Source organism: Accumulibacter sp. (assembly GCF_036625195.1).
Taxonomy (GTDB): Bacteria; Pseudomonadota; Gammaproteobacteria; order Burkholderiales; family Rhodocyclaceae; genus Accumulibacter.
Genome location: NZ_JAZKUG010000001.1, coordinates 3,789,482 through 3,808,687, shown reverse-complemented (window position 1 = coordinate 3,808,687; position 19,206 = coordinate 3,789,482). Strand labels below are relative to the sequence as shown.

The 19,206-nt window shown below is 68.7% G+C and carries 16 protein-coding genes; 9 read left to right on the top strand and 7 right to left on the bottom strand.

Translation table 11 applies throughout. From position 1 onward, the window contains the following. Positions 1–32 precede the first annotated feature (32 nt). The 4 genes from V5B60_RS16695 to V5B60_RS16680 form a co-directional block, all read right to left on the bottom strand. Complete coding sequence (locus V5B60_RS16695) at positions 33–1,586, bottom strand: protein adenylyltransferase SelO (protein WP_332348364.1); 1,554 nt, start codon at positions 1,584–1,586, stop codon at positions 33–35. A 56-nt stretch (positions 1,587–1,642) separates the two neighbouring features. Beyond that, positions 1,643–2,641: a TerB family tellurite resistance protein gene (locus V5B60_RS16690; RefSeq protein WP_332348362.1), complete on the bottom strand. Its 999-nt coding sequence runs from the start codon at positions 2,639–2,641 to the stop codon at positions 1,643–1,645. A gap of 141 nt (positions 2,642–2,782) precedes the next feature. Beyond that, the gene (locus V5B60_RS16685; RefSeq protein ID WP_332348360.1) at positions 2,783–4,093 is read right to left on the bottom strand and encodes a HAMP domain-containing sensor histidine kinase; all 1,311 of its coding nucleotides are present in this window, start codon (positions 4,091–4,093) and stop codon (positions 2,783–2,785) included. Next, positions 4,090–4,806, bottom strand: coding sequence for a response regulator (locus V5B60_RS16680; protein WP_332348358.1), 717 nt, complete (start codon positions 4,804–4,806; stop codon positions 4,090–4,092). The genes V5B60_RS16685 and V5B60_RS16680 overlap by 4 nt, the downstream gene beginning before the upstream one ends. 211 nt (positions 4,807–5,017) lie before the next feature. Here V5B60_RS16680 and V5B60_RS16675 point away from each other — a divergent pair, with 211 nt between their 5' ends. Further along, positions 5,018–5,569, top strand: a complete 552-nt coding sequence (locus V5B60_RS16675; RefSeq protein ID WP_332348356.1) for a periplasmic heavy metal sensor — start codon at positions 5,018–5,020, stop codon at positions 5,567–5,569. 182 nt (positions 5,570–5,751) lie between these two features. Further along, positions 5,752–8,409, top strand: coding sequence for a bifunctional acetate--CoA ligase family protein/GNAT family N-acetyltransferase (locus V5B60_RS16670; RefSeq protein WP_332348354.1), 2,658 nt, complete (start codon positions 5,752–5,754; stop codon positions 8,407–8,409). A gap of 38 nt (positions 8,410–8,447) precedes the next feature. Here the strand turns inward: V5B60_RS16670 and dinB are convergent, their stop codons facing one another. Continuing rightward, the gene (gene dinB / locus V5B60_RS16665; RefSeq protein WP_332348352.1) at positions 8,448–9,620 is read right to left on the bottom strand and encodes a DNA polymerase IV; all 1,173 of its coding nucleotides are present in this window, start codon (positions 9,618–9,620) and stop codon (positions 8,448–8,450) included. 354 nt (positions 9,621–9,974) lie between these two features. Between dinB and V5B60_RS16660 the strand changes: the two genes are divergently transcribed. Continuing rightward, positions 9,975–10,121 (top strand): PEP-CTERM sorting domain-containing protein, encoded by a 147-nt coding sequence (locus V5B60_RS16660; protein WP_332348350.1) that lies wholly within the window; start codon positions 9,975–9,977, stop codon positions 10,119–10,121. 132 nt (positions 10,122–10,253) lie between these two features. Here the strand turns inward: V5B60_RS16660 and glpK are convergent, their stop codons facing one another. Both glpK and V5B60_RS16650 read right to left on the bottom strand, forming a co-directional pair. Beyond that, complete coding sequence (gene glpK, locus V5B60_RS16655; RefSeq protein ID WP_332348348.1) at positions 10,254–11,768, bottom strand: glycerol kinase GlpK; 1,515 nt, start codon at positions 11,766–11,768, stop codon at positions 10,254–10,256. A gap of 39 nt (positions 11,769–11,807) precedes the next feature. Continuing rightward, a complete protein-coding gene (locus tag V5B60_RS16650; protein WP_434735339.1) occupies positions 11,808–12,416 on the bottom strand; it encodes a TetR/AcrR family transcriptional regulator in 609 nt (202 codons plus the stop codon). Positions 12,417–12,631: 215 nt separating this feature from the next. Between V5B60_RS16650 and V5B60_RS16645 the strand changes: the two genes are divergently transcribed. The 6 genes from V5B60_RS16645 (at position 12,632) to V5B60_RS16620 (ending at position 19,194) form a co-directional block, all read left to right on the top strand. Then, the gene (locus V5B60_RS16645) at positions 12,632–13,381 is read left to right on the top strand and encodes an electron transfer flavoprotein subunit beta/FixA family protein (protein WP_332348346.1); all 750 of its coding nucleotides are present in this window, start codon (positions 12,632–12,634) and stop codon (positions 13,379–13,381) included. A gap of 2 nt (positions 13,382–13,383) precedes the next feature. Then, positions 13,384–14,316, top strand: coding sequence for an electron transfer flavoprotein subunit alpha/FixB family protein (locus V5B60_RS16640; RefSeq protein WP_332348344.1), 933 nt, complete (start codon positions 13,384–13,386; stop codon positions 14,314–14,316). Positions 14,317–14,340: 24 nt separating this feature from the next. Beyond that, positions 14,341–15,006 carry an energy-coupling factor ABC transporter permease gene (locus V5B60_RS16635; RefSeq protein ID WP_332348342.1) on the top strand — a complete coding sequence of 222 codons (666 nt, stop codon included), beginning with the start codon at positions 14,341–14,343 and terminating at the stop codon, positions 15,004–15,006. Further along, the gene (locus V5B60_RS16630) at positions 14,981–16,825 is read left to right on the top strand and encodes a type IV pilus assembly protein FimV (RefSeq protein WP_332348341.1); all 1,845 of its coding nucleotides are present in this window, start codon (positions 14,981–14,983) and stop codon (positions 16,823–16,825) included. Before V5B60_RS16635 ends, V5B60_RS16630 begins: the two co-directional genes overlap by 26 nt. Before the next feature lie 55 nt (positions 16,826–16,880). Beyond that, the gene (locus tag V5B60_RS16625; RefSeq protein ID WP_332348339.1) at positions 16,881–18,674 is read left to right on the top strand and encodes an acyl-CoA dehydrogenase; all 1,794 of its coding nucleotides are present in this window, start codon (positions 16,881–16,883) and stop codon (positions 18,672–18,674) included. A gap of 112 nt (positions 18,675–18,786) precedes the next feature. After that, positions 18,787–19,194 (top strand): acyl-CoA thioesterase, encoded by a 408-nt coding sequence (locus tag V5B60_RS16620; RefSeq protein WP_332350602.1) that lies wholly within the window; start codon positions 18,787–18,789, stop codon positions 19,192–19,194. The last annotated feature ends 12 nt before the right edge of the window (positions 19,195–19,206 follow it).

The window sequence follows — 19,206 nt, the reverse complement described above, 5'->3', positions numbered from 1 at the left end:
ATTCTAGCGCGCCCGCGTCGGCTCTTCCGGGTTCAGGAACTGCACGAGAGCATCGAGCAGCCGGCGCGGTGGCGCGCCCAGTCGGGGCGCAAGGCGCTGAACGCGGCGCAACCGGGTTGTTCGTCATAGGGCCGGCGGAGGACTTCGAGCAGTTCGCCGATCATCGTCGGGTCGCCGCCTTCGGCGCGGTCGATCGCCTGCTGCGCGAGGTAGTTGCGCAGGACGAAGCGCGGGTTGGCGGCGTTCATGCGTGCCGCACGCTCGGCGGCGGGCAGGGCATCACGCTGCAGACGGGCGGCGTAGCGCTGCAGCCAGCGGTCGAGACGGGCGGCGTGGCGTTGTCGCAGGTCGGCACGATAGAAGGCGTCGGCGAGCACTGCGGCCTGTGGCTGCGCCGCGTCGATGCCGGCCAGCGCGCGGAAGAAGGTGCTCATGTCGATCTCGGCGCGGTGCATCAGGTCGAACAGGTCCTCGAGCAGTTCGCTGTCGTCGTGCCGCCATTCGCGCAGGCCGAGCTTGCTGGCGTAGGCGCTGCAGAATTCACCGGCGTAGGTCTCGTCGTAGCGCTCGAGGCCGGCTGCCAGATCGTCGGCTCGCGGCAGCAGCGGTGCCAGCGCGTCGGCGAGGCGCTCGAGGTTCCAGCGCGCGATCGCCGGCTGGCGGGCGAAGCAGTAGCGCCGGCTGGAGGCGTCGGTGGTATTCGGCGTCCACCCGGGATCGAAGTTGTCGACCCAGCCGTAGGGGCCGTAGTCGATCGTCAGGCCGAGGATCGACATGTTGTCGGTGTTCATCACGCCGTGCACGAAGCCGACGCGCATCCAGTGCGCGAGCAGGCGTCCGCTGCGCGCGCAGACCTCTCTGAACCAGCGGACGATTGCCGCCGGCGTGTCACTGGCGAAGCCGGGGAAATCGCGGTCGATGGTGAAGGCGACGAGTTGCCGCAAGAGCGCCAGATCGTTGCGCGCAGCCGGCAGTTCGAAGTGGCCGAAACGGGTGAACGACGGCGCGACGCGACAGACGATGGCGCCCGGCTCGGCGACCGGGTGGCCGTCGTAGAACATGTCGCGGATGACGCTTTCGCCGGTGGCGACGAGGCTCAGTGCGCGCGTCGTCGGCACGCCGAGGTGGTGCATCGCCTCGCTGCAGAGGAATTCGCGGATCGACGAGCGCAGCACCGCGCGGCCGTCGGCGCGGCGCGCGTAAGGCGTCGGCCCGGCACCCTTGAGCTGCAGTTCGTAGCGCTCGCCGCGGCGATTGATCAGCTCGCCGATGAGGATCGCGCGGCCGTCGCCGAGCTGCCCGGCCCACTGGCCGAACTGATGCCCGCCGTAACAGCTCGCATAGGCGGCCATGCCGGGCAGCAGGCGGTTGCCGGCGAGGACGGCGAGCCACTCGGGCGAGGCCATCGCAGCGTCGTCGAGGTCGAGCGCCGCCGCTACCTCGCGCGAATGGGCGAGCAGCCGCGGCGCCGCCACCGGCGTCGGCTCGACCGGCGACCACAGGGCGCCGAGGACCTGCCGCGGCAGCGGGTCGCTCGCTGCTTCGCCGGGCAGCTCGCGCAGGAAGCGGTTGTCGAACTTCAGCATCGCGCGAGCAGCCGCGGCGGCACCGTCGGTGGCTGCCTGTCGGCGCCCAGGGCCGCTCAGCCGCGGCGAACGAGGTCGAGGACCTGCGCCGGGTCGAGGGTCTTCGCGCGCGCCTGGATCTCGGGCAGGTAGCGGGTCTGCAGGCCTTTTGCTTCAACGAGGACGCGGTCGAAGCTGTCGCGCAGCGTCTGTGTCGAGAAGCTGCGGCCGCCGGCGTAGTAGCGTTTGGCGACGTGCCCGAGGGCGTAGGTACTGGCAAAGCTCATTCCCGAACTGACCGCCTGCTTGCCGATCTTGCCGAGCATCTTGCCGCCGGCCTTGCCGAGCAGGCCACCGAGCAGCTTGCGCCCGGCCTGTTCGAGATATTGCGAGGTCAGGCCGACGCCGAGGGTGGCGAGGAAATCCTTGATGTGGCCGCGATCGAGTTCGAAGCCGTACGACTTGCCGATGCGATAGACGAGTTTCATCTGCAGCGGAATGATCGCCATCGTCGACAGCGATTCGGGCAGCAGTTCGAGCGCGCCGTTGAGGATCGCGGCATTGAGGATGGCCTTGTCCATCTCATCCTCACGCATCGTCGAGGCGTAGCCGGCAGCGGCTGCCGCCGGTGCCGCCGCCGCTGCCGCTGCCGCCGCCGCGCCGGCAGGGGACTCGCCGGCGCTGTGGCCCCACGCCACCGGCAAGGCGGCGATCTCTTCCGCCTGTTGCGCATACGCCGCCGACTGCTGCGCGTCGAGCGCCAGTGCCGCCTGCAGGTCGGCGAGGAACTGCTTTTCGGGCGGTGACTGGACGCCGTCGGCATCACAGACGCAGACCGCCATCTCGAAGGCGAGCTGGCGCGCTTCGCGGCTGCTCAACATGGCGACCGCCGCCGGCAGCGAGACGCGTTTGAGCAGTACGTCCTGGTAGAGCGCCGCGAGGTTGATCGATCCTTCGCCGCTGAGCGCATCGGCAATCCGTTTCAGCTCGGCGCGCTCGGATTCGTTCTTGTTGCCGTCGGCGAAGGCGGCCATCAGGCTGAGGATGAGGATGGCCTTCTGTTCCTGCTCGTTCATGCTGCGCATCTCCTGTCAAAAGCAGGCTCTTGGGCCCGCTCGCGGGTGGGAAGTTCCGGCTCGGCGGCAAGCTCGCTGCCGGTTGGCGGCGAGCATAGCGCAGCTCGCCGATCGGCGCGAGGGTCGCTGCAGCAAAGCGCGCTAGCTCGCCGGCAGCCTGACGACGACCAGCAGCCCGCCGCCGGGCGCATCTGCAAGCCGCAGCTCGCCGCCACAGCCGGCGGCGATGCGGCGGACGATCGCCAGTCCGAGGCCGCAACTGCCGTTGGTGGCGCGCGCCGGTTCGAGCTGCGCGAAGGCTTCGAGGGCGCGCTGCCGGTCGGCGTCGGCGATTCCCGGTCCGTGGTCGCGGACGCTGAGGAGCGCGGCGCCATCGGCGGCGACGCTGAGTCCCACCTCGACCGGCGGCGCGCCGTGTTGCAGCGCGTTGTCGATGAGGTTGTCGAAGATGCGCCGCAGGTTGCCGCTGCTGACCGCGACCCGACAGCGCTCGGCGGACTCGTCGATCGCCAGCGCCAGCGGCCGCCCGAGTTCGCGCTGGCGGCCGGTCTCCTCGCGCAGCAGCGCCGCCAGGCCGACGGCGCTGGTCACTTCCTCGCCGCCCTCGCTGCGCAGGAAGGCGAGGCACTGGCCGACGATGCGCTCCATGTCGTCGACGTCGCGCTCGAGTCCGGCGCGCTCGCCGTCGCTGGCGAGCAGTTCGAGGCGCAGGCGCAGGCGGGTGAGCGGCGCGCGCAGGTCGTGCGTCAGGCCGGCGATCATCTCGCGCCGTTCGGCGGCGGCGGCGGCAAGCTGGCCGAGCATGGCGTTGTGCCGTTCGGCGAGCTGCCGCACTTCGCGCGGTCCCTGTGGCGTCACGCTGCGCGCGCTGCCGTCGCCGGTGGCGGTGACCGCCTCGCCAAGCCGCGCCAGTGGGCCGACGATGCTGCGCACGAAGAGTCCGGCGATCAGCAGGACGGCGGCGAGGGTCGCCGCCAGGAACGGCCAGAGTTCGGTCGGCAGCGCCTGCGGTTCGAGGCGCGGCGGCGGCAGGAGCAGCCACCAGCGCTCGCCGGCGGCGGTGAAGCCGACCCACAGGCCGCTGCGTTGCCCGGGTCCGGCGTGGCGCAGCAGGACCGGTTCGGCAAGACGCTGTTCGAGCTCGTCGGCGAGGCGGCGGGCGAACGGGAAGCGCGGGCGATGCGGTGGGACGCCGGCGCCATCGGCGCGCAACTGCAGCTCGCCGGCGTCGGCGGCGCCGAGCGCGGCGCGGGCGCCGGCGTCGAGCCCCGGCAGGACGATCTGCAGCAGGCGCACCTGGCCGGCGAGCAGATGCACGGTCTGGTTGACGTGCGCGCCGCGGCGGAAGTGGGCGATCAGCGAGAAAGTGGCGAGCTCGGCGACGGCGATGACGGCGATCACCAGCAGGACGGTGCGGCCGGCGAGCGACGCCGGGAAGAGGCGCAGCTTCATGCCGCGCCGTCGCTCGCCGCGTCGGGGACGAAGACGTAGCCGACTCCCCAGACCGTCTGCAGGTAGCGCGGGCGCGCCGGATCGACTTCGAGCAGCCGGCGCAGGCGGTGGATCTGGACATCGATCGCGCGATCGAAGGCTTCGCTGCTCTCGCCGCGCGTCAGCTCGAGCAGGCGCTCGCGCTTCATCGGCCGGTTGGCGTTCGCCACCAGGGTGTTGAGCAGCGCGAACTCGCCGCTGGTCAGCGGCACGCTCTCCGATCCGCGGGACAACTGTCGCGCGCCGCGGTCGAAGAGCCAGTCGCCGAAGCGGACGATGCCGCCATCGGGATCGGGCGCCGCCGGCGGCCGCGCGGCTCGGCGCAGCACGGCCTCGATGCGCGCCACCAGTTCGCGCGGGTCGAAAGGCTTGCCGAGGTAGTCGTCGGCGCCCATTTCGAGCCCGATGACGCGGTCGACCGGCTCGTCACGCGCGGTCAGCATGATCACCGGCCGCGTTTCGCCGCGCGCGCGCAGGCGGCGGCAGGCGGCCAGTCCGTCCTCACCCGGCAGCATCAGGTCGAGGACCAGCAGTTGCGGCTGATAGCGCTCGATGAAGGCGTCTAGCTGGCGCGTGTCGGGCAGCAGCAGCGTGTCGAAACCATGGCGGCCGAGGTAGGTGGCGAGCAACTGGCGCAGTTCGGCGTCGTCGTCGATCAGCAGGATCTTCTTCATGGGCGTGCCCCGGCAGGTGATGGTTGCCATTCTATGCGACGCCTGCGGGCGACCTGTGGCGAGGCAACAATTTGCAATCGGCGGCCGCTGCCGGCGCAATTCTTTGCAACCGGCGGCGCGGCAGAATGGCTCCATCGCCAGCGGGACGGCAACGACGCCACCCGCGGACAGGCGATCGATGATCACCAGCCAACGAAAAAGGAGTCAGAAAATGAAATCGATGTTCAAACCCCGCGTTGTCCTCATGGCCCTGCTGTTGTCGCTCGGCGCTGCTGGCAGCGCTCTGGCGATGCGACCGGAGTCCTGTGGCGCCGGCGGCCCGCGCATGGAGCAGCGTATGGGCTGGCACCTGCAGGAGATGTCGCGGCTGCATGGCGAACTCAAGCTCGACGCGCGGCAGGAGGCCCTGTGGCAGGAGGCGGAGCAGTCCACGCGCAACGGCATGCGCGAGGTCGGCGAGCAGATGCGCCAACAGCGGGCCGAAGTGCTGGCACTGGTCAGCAAGCCGGGGGCCGATCTGCGCGCGGTGCTGACGCGCATGGACGAGGTCCGCGACGCGGCGCGCAAGCAGCGCGAGGTGGGGCGCGAGCGCTGGCTGGCGGTGTACGACAGCCTCGATGCGGCGCAGAAGGAAAAGGCACGGCAGTTCGTCCAGACGCGTCTCGAGCGGATGGGGCAGGGCGGTCGCTTCGGGCCGGGCGGACCAGGCGGACCAGGCGGGCCGCGCGGGCCGGGTGGCCCTGGCGCGCCGGCGGTGCGTTAGGCGTCCGCGGCGCGGGCGCGGGCGCCCTCGCGGCAAGCGCAGGGCGTCCGGCGTTCGGGTGGCCGCTGGCAGCGCTTCCTTCGGCCAGCGACCCGTCGTTCGCATAATCCGGCCGGACGTGGCACACTGGCAGCGGGCCCGGCACCACGGCCGGGGCCCAGACCGCTGCCGACGATACCGCGATGACCGTCCGTAACCTCGAGTTCCTCTTCCGTCCGGCGTCGGTGGCGATCGTCGCCGAACCCGACGAGGCGAGCCGCTACGCCGAGGTGGTGCGATCGAACCTCACCGGCGGCTGCTTCAGTGGTCCGGTGATGTCGGTCGTCGCCCGCCAGCGCAAGCTGTTCCTGCTGCCTGCCGGGGTGCGCCTCGATCCGCTGGCAGCGGTTCCCGACCTCGCCGTCATCTGTGCCTCGCTCGACAAGGTGCCGTCGATCATCGAACAGCTCGGCAATCTGGGGACGCGCGCCGTGGTGGTCGGGCCGTGGCTGTGGCGCCGCATGCGCAGCAACGAGATCGCCGCTGCACAGCGCGGCATCCTCGCTGCGGCGCGACCCTTCCTGATGCGCGTGCTCGGACCGGGAAGTGGCGGCCTCGTCGTTCCGGCGCAGCATCTCAACGCGAGTGCGGCGCCGGTGGCGATCGCGGCGGGCAAGATCGCGCTGGTGACGCATTCGACGGCCATGACGGCGGCCATACTCGATCGTGCGTGCAGCAAGGACATCGGTTTCTCGACCGTGCTCCATCTCGGCTCGGGGCTCGACGTCGATCTCGCGGACGTCCTCGACTGGCTCGCCGGCGACGGCGAGACGAAGGCGATCCTGGTGCAGTTCGACACCGTACCGGCCGGTCGCAAGTTCATGTCGGCAGCGCGGGCTGCCGCCCGCCACAAGCCGGTGGTCGCCATCCGTGGGCGAACGCTCGCGGGCGACGGCGATGCAGGCTTTCCGCCGGACGAGGTCTACGAAGCCGCGCTGCGGCGCGCCGGCTGGGTGAGCGTCGACACCCTCGGCGGCGTCTTCGAGGCGATCGAGGGCATGGCCCGGATGCGTCCGCTGCGCGGCGAACGCCTGACCATCCTGGCGAACGGGCATGGTCTCGGGCGCATCGCCGGCGAAACGCTGCTGCGTTCCGGTGGCAAGCTCGGCAAGCTGTCGCGCGAGACGAGCAAGCGTCTCGAGGGACTGCTGCAGACGCGGTCGGCACTGAGCAATCCAATCGCCCTGCCGGCCGACGTGACGGTGCGGCAGTGGGCGGCGGCGCTGGCCTGCGTGCTCGCCGACGGCGGTACGCAGAACGTGCTGACGGTGTGTTCGCCGTCGCCGTTCGCGCCGGGTCCGCAGGTCGCCGAGGCGATCTGCAAGGTTTCCCGGGAGAGTGAGCGCAACGTGTTTACCTGCTGGGTCGGCGGCAAGTCGATGCTTGCGGCGCAGCGGGTCGCAGCCGAACATGGCGTGATCAGCCACGAATCGCCGGAACGGGCGATCGCGGTCTTCCTCGGCGTTCTCAGCTACCTGCACAACCGCCGCCTGTTGCTGCAGTTGCCGGCGTCACGCGCCGAGGACTTCGCGCCCGATCTCGCCGCTGCGCGCAGCGCCGTCGGCGAGGCCGTCGCGGCGCGCGCCGGCAGCCTGTCGGTGGCGCAGGCACGCCGGTTGCTGGCTGCCTATGGCATCGTCCTCGCCGCGCACCCGGTCAGCAGCAGCATCGAGGCGGCGATCCTCGCTGCCGACGAGGTGGGCTACCCGGTCGATCTCGCGCTGGTTGGCGGCGGCAGCGCCGATTGCGCCGCAGCGGCAGTGGAGCTGCGGTCGCCGGCCGACATCCGGCTGGCGGCCCGTGGGCTGCGCGGCGCGCTGCGCACGCAGCAGGCGGCGGCACGCGTCGGCGGCTATCGCGTGCGACCGAGCGCCGCGCGCAGCGGCGCTCCGCCGCTGCGCTTCGGCGTCGCCGTCGACGCCGTCTTCGGGCCGCTGATCCTGTTCGGACCGGCAGCGCGCAGCGGCTCGAGCGCCGGTCGCGTCGTCGTCGCCCTGCCACCGCTCAACCTGACGCTGGCGCGGGATCTGGTGGCGCGCAGTGGCATCCTCGCGAAGCTGCCGGATGAATCCCGCAGCGAACTGCAGACCGCCGCCGGCCAGGCGCTGGTCCGGCTGTCGCAACTGCTGACCGACAACGACGAGGTGGTGAGCGTCGAACTCGATCCGCTGCATGTCGAGAGGAACGGGGTCTTCGCGATCGATGCCTGCATCGGCATCGCCTCGCACCCGCCGGCGCTTGCTGGCCATCGCTTCGCCATCCGCCCTTACCCCAAGGAGCTCGAGCAGCCACTCGAGTGGCAGGGCCGGCGGCTGTCGATCCGGCCGATTCGCCCGGAGGACGAAAGCTTGCTCGGCGAACTGCTGCATTCGCTCGCCCCCGAGGATTCCCGGATGCGCTTCTTCGACTCGATCCGCAGTCTGCCGCGCGCCCGCCTGGCACGCTTTGCGCAGATCGACTACGACCGTGAGATGGCGCTGGTGGCGATCGAGAACGCGGGCGTCGCCGGCGAGCGCGTCCTGGGTGAGGTGCGCGCCGTCAGCGAACCCGGCAAGGCGGTCGCCGATTTCGCGATCGTCGTCGCCTCGGAGATCAAGGGCATGGGCCTCGGCACGGCGTTGCTGCAGAGCCTCGTTCGCTACTGTCGCAGCGAAGGCATCGGCGAACTGCGTGGCGAGACCCTTGACGGCAACCTGCGCATGCAGGGGCTGGCGCGCAGACTCGGCTTCGCACAGCGCAGCGGTGCCGATCGCGGGACGGTCGATCTGCGCCTGACGCTGGGCGGCAGCGCTGCCGCGTGAGCCGCCCGCGAAGGGGGCTCGTTGGCGAGCCTGCGGATTCATCGCTGGTGATCGTGCTCGCGCAGTTCGAGTTCGCCCTGCTGCGGCAGGAGCGGGGTGTCGGCGCTGGCAGCGGCTGCGAGTGCCGACACCCGCACGCCGAGCAATCGCAGCCGGTGCTCGAGCGGGACACGGCGCAGGCACTCGCGGCTGGCGCGCAGGATGTCCGCGGCCGCGTCGGTCGCCACGGCCAGCGTCAGGTCGCGCGTGACGACGCGGAAATCGGCAAAGCGCAGCTTGACGCCGATCGTGCGGCCGCGGCATCGCTTGCGCTGCAGGTCGTCGGCCAGCTTGCCGCAGAGGCCGACGAGGACGGCGCTCAGGGTCTCGCGGTCGTCGCGCGGGTGCAGGTCGCGCTCGAAGGTCGTTTCGCGACTGACCGATTTCGGCTCTGCGGCCGTGATCAACGGTCGTTCGTCGATGCCGTTCGCGGCGGCCAGCAGCCAGGTGCCATAGCTGCGGCCGAAGTGCTGGCGCAGCACGCCGGCGTCGGCTGCAGCCAGCTGGCCGATGCGCTCGATCCCGAGCAGCGCCAGCCGCTCGCTTGCCTTCGGGCCGATGCCGTTGATCTTGCGTACCGGCAGCGGCCAGATGCGTTGCCGGAGATCGTCGCTGCCGAGGATCGTCAGCCCGTCGGGTTTGTCGAGATCGGAGGCGATCTTGGCCAGCAGCTTGTTGGGCGCGACGCCGATCGAGCACGACAGTCCGGTCGCCTGGCGCACCGCGTCCTTGATGCGTTGCGCGAGCGGGCGGGAATCGCCGGCCAGCCGGCTGAGATCGAGGTAGATTTCGTCGATGCCGCGATCTTCGCAGTCGGGCGCGATGCTGGCGACCGCCGTCTTGAAGAGGCGCGAGCAATGGCGATAGGCCGGGAAATCGACCGGCAGCAGGATCGCGTCGGGCGCGCGGCGGGCTGCCACCATGATGCCCATCGCCGAAGAGACGCCAAGTGCGCGTGCCTCGTAGGTGGCGGTGGTGACGACGCCACGGCCGACATAGTCGCGCAGGCGGGCAAAGCGGCGGCTGCCGTCGGCCAGCAGAACGGGCTGCTGCGCACCGCTGCCGCCGATCACCAGCGGCCGACCGCGCAGTTCCGGGTAGCGCAGCAGGTCGACCGAGGCATAAAAGGCGTCCATGTCGAGGTGCGCGATGCGGCGCCGCGGCGTGCTCAAGGGTCCCTCCGTGTCGCGGCTGGCCGGGCGGAATGCCTGCGGCCGCTGGTCCGTGCTGATCGGCGAGATTATGAACCATTCCGTGGGCCGGCTTGCCGTCGCAGCATGTTGCGGATCAGGCCACTGCAAGTCGCCTCCGGGCCAGGAACCCACGGCCAGCCCTGCCGACGTGCGAACCTCTGCGGGGTGTCGGAAAATCTTACACACGCGCGCGCAGAGCGCCCATGCACGATCTCAAACAGACATTAAATCGGCGGATTGGCAGATGCGGTGCGATTCTTGCTTGCGACGGGTCGAGCAATGCTCAGGTAGTGGGGGTGGTCGTTCATCGATTTTCGCGAGGAGGAGGTTGCCATGCGTGCTCTGCCGTTGCTTGCTTTTCTGTTGTCCGTTTCTGCACCCGCGTTGGCGGTCGCCAACCAGATTCCCGAGCCGGAGTCCTTGAGCCTGCTCGCGCTGGCGGCTGTCGCGATGTGGCTGGCGCGGGGCCGCAAGCCCTGATTCCGGCGCGGCTTGCGGGTGGGCAGGGCGCTGTGGTTTCGCGCCCCCCCAGCCCGCCAGCCCGCACAGCGGCGACGCACACGTGATGTACCCCGGGCAAGCTGCCAGGGGCCGTTCCTCCCCAGGGGTTGATCAGTCGGCAGTCGCCCAGTCGCGGCTGCGCCCCACCGCGCGCCGCCATCCCGCGAGCAGCGCTTCCCTCTGGTCGGCGGACATGGCGGGCTCGAAACGCCGCTCCGCGTGCCACAACGCAGCCAGTTCCGCCTCGTCGTGCCAAAAGCCGACCGCCAGTCCGGCGAGATAGGCGGCGCCGAGCGCGGTCGTTTCGGTGATGCGCGGACGCACGACGGGGACGCCGAGCAGGTCGGCCTGGAACTGCAGCAGCAGGTTGTTGGCGGCCGCCCCGCCGTCGACCCGCAGCTCACGCAGCGGCTGCCCGCAGTCGAGTTGCATCGCGCTGAGCACCTCGGCGCTCTGGAAGGCGATTGCTTCCAGTGCCGCGCGCGCGACGTGGGCGCGGCTGGTGCCGCGCGTCATGCCAAGCAATGCGCCGCGCGCGTACGGATCCCAGTACGGCGCGCCGAGCCCGGTGTGCGCCGGCACGAGGTAGACGCCCCCATTGTCGGGAACGGACGCGGCCAGCGTCTCGATCTCGCCGGAGCTGGAAATCATGCCGAGACCATCGCGCAGCCACTGGACGACGGCGCCACCCATGAAGACACTGCCTTCGAGGAGGTAGGTCGTTCGCTCGCGCAGCCGCCAGCCGATCGTCGCCAGCATGCGGTGCTGCGAGTCCATCGCTTCGTTGCCGGTATTCAGCAGCAGGAAACAGCCAGTGCCGTAGGTGTTCTTCGCCATGCCGTGCGCGAGGCAGGCCTGACCGAAGGTCGCCGCCTGCTGGTCGCCGGCGATACCGGCGAGCGGCACCTCGGCACCGAGGAGGTCGCTGGCAATCGTCGCGATGACGCCACTGCTGTCGACCACCTGCGGCAGGACTGCCGGCGGAATGTCGAGCAGCGCGAGCAGTTCCTCATCCCAACAGCAGCGGCGAATGTCGAAGAGCATCGTCCGTGCGGCGTTCGACGGATCGGTGACGTGCACGCGGCCGGCGGACAGCTGCCATGCCAGCCAGCAATCGATCGTGCCGAAGGCGAGCTCGCCGCGCTCGGCGCGGGCGCGGGCACCGGCAACGTTGTCGAGCAGCCATTTCAGCTTGGTGCCTGAAAAATAAGCATCGACGACCAGCCCGGTTCGCTGGCGAAAGAGTTCGGCATGGCCGGCGGCACGCAGCGCATCACACGTTCTGGCAGTCCGTCGGTCCTGCCAGACGATCGCACGGTGCAACGGCTCGCCGCTGGCGCGGTCCCAGAGGACACTCGTCTCGCGCTGGTTGGTGATGCCGACGGCGGCCAGCTGGCCGGCGGCGACACCGTGCTCGCGAAGGACCCTGCGGGCGACGGCCAGTTGCGTCCGCCAGATGTCGTTGGCGTCGTGTTCGACCCATCCCGGCTGCGGATAGTGCTGCGCGTACTCCTGCTGGGCGACGCCGCGAACCGTTCCGTCACGAGCGAAGAGAATCGCCCGCGAGCTGGTCGTACCCTGGTCGAGAGCGAGGATCAACTGCGGGCTGGCACTGGCTTGCGGCATCGGGCAAACTCCGGCAACGAGAAATGGACGATGGTGTTGTCAGGTGGCGGTGCCGGGCTGTTCCTGGTGCTGACGAACGATCAGTTCGGCGATCCAGCGCTTGAACTCGGCGATGCGCACATCGTAGTTCTCGCAAGCCATCAGGCTCTGCCCGAAGACATAGGCGTAGAGGAGGAGGCTGCGGCACTTCGCGACTTCTTCCGAGCAACCGAGGGCGACGAACAGCTTGCGCGTCGCTTCGAGACGCCAGGTGTCGACCTCGGCGACGATCGCCGCCGCCTGCGCGTCGCGCCGTGCCCATTCACGTACGGCCAGTTCGATGGAGATGCCCTTGCGGTTGCGGGTGGCCGAGTAGATGTCGATCAGATGCAGCAGTTGCTGCTCCTCGGCGCCCGGCGTGGCGACGGTCTGCTTTTCGATGTCCTGGATGCGGCCGTCTCGCCAGACTTGCAGGACCGCTTCGACGAGGTCGTTGCGATCCTTGAAATGCCAGTAGAAGCTGCCCTTGGTGACGCCAAAGGTCTTCGCCAGGACTTCGACCCGCATGCCGTTGACGCCCTGCTCGGCGAGGTTGTCGATCGCCGCCTGAATCCACTCGTTGCGGCCAAGCGCAGCACGCGGTCTGATGTTCCGGTGCTTCATCGTCATCTGGTCCTTTCCTGAAACGCGCGCGTCAGGCAATATTATCAGCCTGAACCCAAAGCTGCCGACCGCAGTCTTGACAGCCAGTCCCCCATACGGTACCGTACGCCCTCCATACGATACGGTACGGTCTATCGTCTGGCCAGAATTCGGGAGTGTCGGACGTCGCCTGCAGGACGACGCCTGGCATTGCTTTGCGTGTAGTGATCAAGGAGAAGAAAGTGAAGATCCTCGTTCCAGTCAAACGGGTGGTGGATTACAACGTCAAGGTTCGCGTCAAGCCGGATGGCAGCGATGTCGATCTGGCGAACGTCAAGATGTCAATGAATCCCTTCGACGAGATCGCCGTCGAGGAGGCAGTGCGGCTCAAGGAGGCTGGCATCGCGACCGAGGTGGTGGTGGTCTCGGCGGGCGTCGCCAACTGTCAGGAGACCCTGCGTACGGCGATGGCAATTGGCGCCGACCGCGGCATCCTGGTGCAGACCGATGTCGAACTGCAGCCGCTGGCCGTCGCCAAGCTGCTGCAGGCGGTGTGCGCCAGGGAGCAGCCGCAGATGGTCGTCTGCGGCAAGCAGGCGATCGACGACGACGCCAATCAGACCGGCCAGATGCTCGCGGGCCTGCTGGGTTGGCCACAGGCGACTTTTGCGTCGAAGGTCGTCGTCTCCGCTCAGACGGCCACTGTGACCCGTGAGATCGACGGCGGTCTGGAGAACATCGAGGTCGCCCTGCCGGTGGTCGTCACCAGCGATTTGCGCCTCAACGAGCCGCGTTACGCGACCCTGCCGAACATCATGAAAGCGAAGAAGAAGCCGCTGGAGACAACCAATCCGGCCGCACTGGGGGTTGATGTCACGCCGCGACTGAAGACCCTGAAAGCGGCCGAGCCGCCCAAGCGCTCAGCCGGCATCAAGGTGGCCGATGCCGCCGATCTGGTACTGAAACTCAAGACTGAAGCAAAGGTGATCTGACCATGGCCATTCTCGTTATTGCTGAACACGACAATACCTCGATCAAGGCAGCGACCCACCATGCCGTGACCGCGGCGACGAAGCTCGGTGGCGAGATCCATCTGCTGGTGGCTGGCAGCAACTGCGCCGATGCCGCGGCGGCGGCGGCGCGGATCAGCGGCGTCGACAAGGTGCTGCTGACCGACGCGCCGCATTATGCCGACCAGTCGCCGGAGAACATCGCGGCACTGCTGGTGAGCATTGCCGCTTCCTACTCGCATCTCCTGGCGGCAGCGACAACCAGCGGCAAGAACTGCATGCCGCGCCTCGCGGCGCTGCTCGATGTGGCGCAGATCTCGGAGATCTCGGGGATCGAGTCGGCTGACACCTTCGTCCGCCCGATCTACGCCGGCAACGTCGTCGCCACCGTCCAGTCGAGCGATCCGGTGAAGGTCATCACGGTGCGCGCCACGGCTTTCGAGGCGGCAGGCGAGGGCGGCAGTGCGGCCATCGAGACGCTGCCTGCAACTGCCGATCTCGGTCTGAGCCGCGTACTGGGGCGCGAACTGACCAAGTCCGAACGGCCAGAGCTGACGGCGGCCAAGGTGATCGTGTCGGGTGGCCGCGGCATGGGCAACGGGGAGAATTTCCATCGCCTGCTCGAGCCGCTGGCGGACAGGCTCGGGGCAGCGCTCGGCGCTTCGCGCGCAGCGGTCGACGCCGGCTTCGTGCCGAACGACTATCAGGTCGGGCAGACCGGCAAGATCGTCGCCCCGCAGCTCTACATCGCCGTCGGCATCTCGGGCGCCATCCAGCACCTCGCCGGAATGAAGGACAGCAAGATCATCGTCGCCATCAACAAGGATGCCGAAGCGCCGATCTTCCAGGTCGCCGATTATGGCCTGGTGGCCGATCTGTTCGAAGTCGTGCCGGCGCTGCAGGCGGAACTCGGCTGAGCGCAGACGGCCAGGGCAGGGAGCATGAACTTGCCCGACGGGTTGCTCGACACCGGCTGGGTGATGGTCGCGTGGACGCTCTTCGTCGGCGCGACGGTGATCGCAGCCAGGCGGGCACCATGGCGCGTGCTGCTGGACAGTTCGCGTCTGAATGCCTTCCTGGCGATGATCGTCGCATTGATCCTGCTCTGGCAGCTGCAGGCCGGGGTCAAGCCCGGCCTGTCCCTGCACCTGCTCGGGGCGACGGTCTTCACCCTCTGCTTCGGCTGGCAGCTTGCCTTTCTGGGCCTGAGCGTGGTTCTGCTCGGTGTCACGCTGAACGGCGCCGCAGGTTGGCAGGCATTCGCCCTCAATGCCGTGCTCATGGCGGGTGTCGGTGTCGGCGTCAGCCACACTGCTCATCGTCTGGTCGACCGTCTGCTGCCTGGCCACCTGTTCGTGTTCATCTTCTGCAAGGGATTCTTCACCGCTGCACTGGCGGTCCTCGCCGTCGGTCTGGTATCAAGCCTGGTGTTCGCGCTGGCGGGTGCCTACAGCGGCCAATACCTGGCGGACGACTACCTGCCGTACTTTTTCCTGCTCGGTTTCTCCGAGGCCTGGCTGTCGGGTATGCTGAGCACGCTGCTGGCTGTCTATCGACCGCAGTTGCTGGCAGACGGCAGCGATGCACCCTTTCCTGGAGGCAAATGAGTTCACCGAGAAGCGCCTGGCTGCGCCCGTGCGAGCCGACCTGATGCGTGCCGGCGTGTCGCTCCTCCTCCTGCTGCTCGCCGTGGGCGGTTCCCCGGGCCACGCCATCATGCTCGGGGAGCTGCGCAGCTCGGCGCGCGTTGGCCAGGTGCTGCAGGCCGAGATCGAGATCAGCGAGCATCCGGCCGAGCGCTTCGACCCCGCCTGCCTGAAGCTCTTCCGGCCGCAGTCGGCCAGCGATGATCTGCCGTGGATCACCGATGCGCGCCTCAGCTATCGGCGCGAGGGTGGGCAGGGCCGCTTGAGCATCGTCTCCCGGGCAGCGATCACCGACCCGGCCGTGCGTCTGGCGGTTCGTTCCGAATGTGCCTCGACGGCCAGCAGAGAGTACACGATCCTGCTCGCGGACCCGACTGCTGTGCTGGCGGCGGCGCCGGCGCGCAACACGGTTGCAGCAAAGGCATCGGCGCAGGTGGACAGCGCACCGGGCGCACTGCGCGATGCGCCGCGACCAGCGGTCGCTGTTCCGCCGCAGCGAGCGCCGGCTACGGCCGGCGAGGGCGGGCGCGCCGCTCGCGGGTCGCCCGCAAAGGGAGCGGGCGCGGCACTGGTGGCGAGCGACGAGTTGTCCGAGGCCGTGCCGGCGAGCGGACTGGGGCGCGAATTGCTGCGTCTCGAGCAACGGGCACTCGCGATGCTCAACGACCCCGCCGACGATCAGGAGACGATGAGCAACAAGCTGGCCTGGCTCGAGGCCAACGTCGCCGAGCTCAAGAGAGCGGCAGAGAAGCTGCAGGGTGGTGCGGCGGCCCTCCCGGGCGGCGTTGCGGCCGGCGAGTCGCGGCTTCCCGGCGCGGTCGGAGGGTCGGCGGGTTCGCCGCCCGGCGCAGCCGCGCACGGCGATCCGTCAGGCGCCGCAGCGAACACGCCACTGTCGTCTGTGCCAGCGAAGAACGAACCGCCGCGCGCTGTGCGGACACAGCCGGCGGCGCCTGCCGCCACGGAAGAGGAGCACTGGCTGTTCTACGGCGGGCTGGTGCTGGTTCTGCTGGTCGCGCTGTTTCTCTTCCGCCGCCGTCGCGGTGCTGCCGTCGAGTCGCTTGGGGCGGCTGGCGAAGAAGTGGCTGCAGGAACGACAAGCGGCGAATCGCGGTCATCGCTGCCGCCGGAGGCGGCAGCAGCTGTTCCCATCGAGGCGCCGCCGCGCCGCGCCGCCGTCACTCTTTCCGCACCGGCACCCGCAGCCGTGGCAGCGGCTGTTGCCCCGGCAGTGGCAGCAAGGCGCGACTCAGCGCCGCCGGCGGTAGCGGCACCGCTCCAGCTGGCCGATCAAGGCGTGGGGGGCGCCGCACCGGCGATCGAGCTGGCGGAGATCATGCTCTCCTTCGGGCGGGTCAACGGCGCGGCGAGAACGCTCGAGGAGTATATCGCGGCCCTGCCGCAGGAATCGGCCAGGCCATGGATCCGGCTGCTGCATCTCTACCAGCGCAACGGCATGCGCAAGGAGTTCGAGGCGCTGACGGTCAAGCTCAACCGCAACTTCAACGTCGAGATCCTGGCCTGGGACAACGAAACAAGCAGCGGTGAACTAGAGCTGGTTCCGCTTGCCGGCGCCGCCGCCAAAGCCCATACCCTTGAGGACATCCCACGCCTGCGTGATGAGATCGTCGCTCTGTGGGGAAAACCCGAGTGCCTCGGTTATCTCGAGAACCTTCTGCGCGACAACCGGCAAGGCAAGCGCAAGGGTTTTCCGTTGGCGGTCGCCGAGGAAATCCTCTTCCTGATCGATCTCGCAGCGGCGCATGAATCTGCCCGCTGAGCATCCCGAACTGCCCCGACAGAAATTCCGACAACAGCCATGAAAGGAGAAACAGATGAGTGAATACATTGCCCCGGTGCGCGACATGCAATTCGTTCTCAAGGAACTTGCCGGACTCGAGCAGGTGGCACAACTGCCCGGTTGCGAGGAAGCGACCCCGGACCTCGTCGACGCCGTTCTCGACGAAGCGGCGCGCTTTGCCGAGGAGGTCCTGTCGCCGCTCAATTGGCCTGGTGACCAGGAAGGCGCTCGCTGGCACGACAAGACGGTGACCATGCCTGCCGGCTTCAAGGAAGCTTACAGGCTGTTTGCCGAGAGTGGGTGGACGGCGCTCGGCAGCGAGCCCGAGTGGGGCGGGCAGGGACTGCCGAAGGTCGTCGCGGCTGCGGTCGGCGAGATGTGGAAGTCTGCCAACCATTCCTTTTCGCTGTGCCCGCTGCTGACCAGTGGGGCGATCGAGGCGCTGGTCCTCTCCGGCAGCGACGAGCTGAAGCGAACCTACGTCGAGAAGATGGTCAGTGGCGTATGGACCGGGACGATGAACCTGACAGAGCCGAATGCCGGGTCCGACCTCGCCGCCGTCCGCACCCGCGCCGAACCGCAGGCCGACGGCAGCTACCGGATCTTCGGACAGAAGATCTTCATCACCTACGGGGAACACGACCTGGCGGAGAACATCATCCATCTCGTCCTGGCGCGGACGCCGACCGCCCCGGAAGGGGTGAAGGGGATCTCGCTGTTCATTGTCCCGAAGTTCATGGTCAACGCGGACGGCAGCCTCGGCGCGCGCAACGATGCGTACTGCGTGTCGATCGAGCACAAGCTGGGAATTCATGCCAGCCCGACAGCGATCATGGCCTTTGGCGACCACGCGGGGGCCGTCGGCTATCTGGTCGGCGAGGAGAATCGTGGCCTCGAGTACATGTTCATCATGATGAATGCCGCCCGTTTCGGCGTCGGACTGGAGGGTGTCGCGGCTTGCGAGAGGGCCTACCAGCGTGCGCGCGACTACGCTCGCGATCGCGTCCAGTGCACCGACATCGGGGTTCGCGGCGGACCAAAGGTGCCGATCATCCGGCATCCGGATGTGCGCCGCATGTTGATGACCATGAAATCGCGGGCGGAAGCGACGCGGGCGCTGGCGTACGTGGTGGCGGCAGCGCACGATGCCGCCGTGCACCATCCGGACGAGGGTGAGCGCAAGCGCAGCCAGGCTTTCGTCGACCTGATGATCCCCGTCGTCAAGGGCTGGAGCACCGAATCCGGGGTCAGCATGGCTTCGATCGGCGTCCAGGTACACGGTGGCATGGGATACGTCGAGGAAACCGGTGCTGCGCAGCATCTACGGGACGCGCAGATTTCGACGATCTACGAGGGAACCACCGGCATTCAGGCCAACGACCTCATCGGCCGCAAGATGGCGCGCGAGGGGGGGGCGACGTTGCACGCGGTCATCGGCCTGATGCGCGGCGTTGCCGGCGAACTCGGCGCTCGTTCGGGCGACGACTTCGCCGCGCTGCAGCGACGTCTCTCGGCGGCGATCGATGCGCTCGCCGCGGCAGGCGAGTGGCTCGTCGCCAATTACGGCAAGGATGTCCGCGCCGCGTCCGCCGGTGCCGTGCCGTTCCTGATGCTGCTCGGTGTCGTTGCGGGTGGCTGGCAGATGGCGCGTGCCGCGCTGGTCGCGCAGACGAAGATCGATGCCGGCGATGCCGACCCCTTCTACCCGGCAAAGATCGGCACCGCCCGCTTCTATGCCGACCACGTGCTGTCGCAGGCCAGTGGTCTCGCGAGCAGCGTGATCGACGGTGCCGCCGGTGTGCTCGCGCTGCCGGAAGACATGTTCTGAGAGGTGGTGCGGCTTGAGCATTCCGTCGCCAGCCCTGCAGGGCTGGCTGGCGGTAGGAGTGCGCGGGCGACCAAGCGCGGGCAAGACCGCCGTATACATCGTGGGAAACACCATGCAGAACCAGAGAACACTCGTCCAGACCTGCCTGATCCCCATCCGTTGGGGCGACATGGATGCTTACGGGCACGTCAACAACACGGTTTATTTCCGCTACATGGAACAGGCACGCGTTGAGTTCCTCGAGCGGCTCGGCTTCCGGGTCATGCCGCACGGCTCGGCGCCCGTGATCATCAACGCCAGTTGCACCTTCCTGGTCCCGCTGAATTATCCCGGGGTGGTCGAGGTCCGGATGTACTGCGGGCATCCGGGTCGCAGCAGCGTTCCGACGCACTACGAGATCAGCCTCCAGGGATCACCGACGATCTACGCCACCGGCGACTCGAAGATCGTCTGGATGGATGTCGCAACCGGCAAGTCGGTGCCGATTCCCGAAACGCTGCGGGCCGAGTTGCCGGCCTGAGGAGGAGGGGAG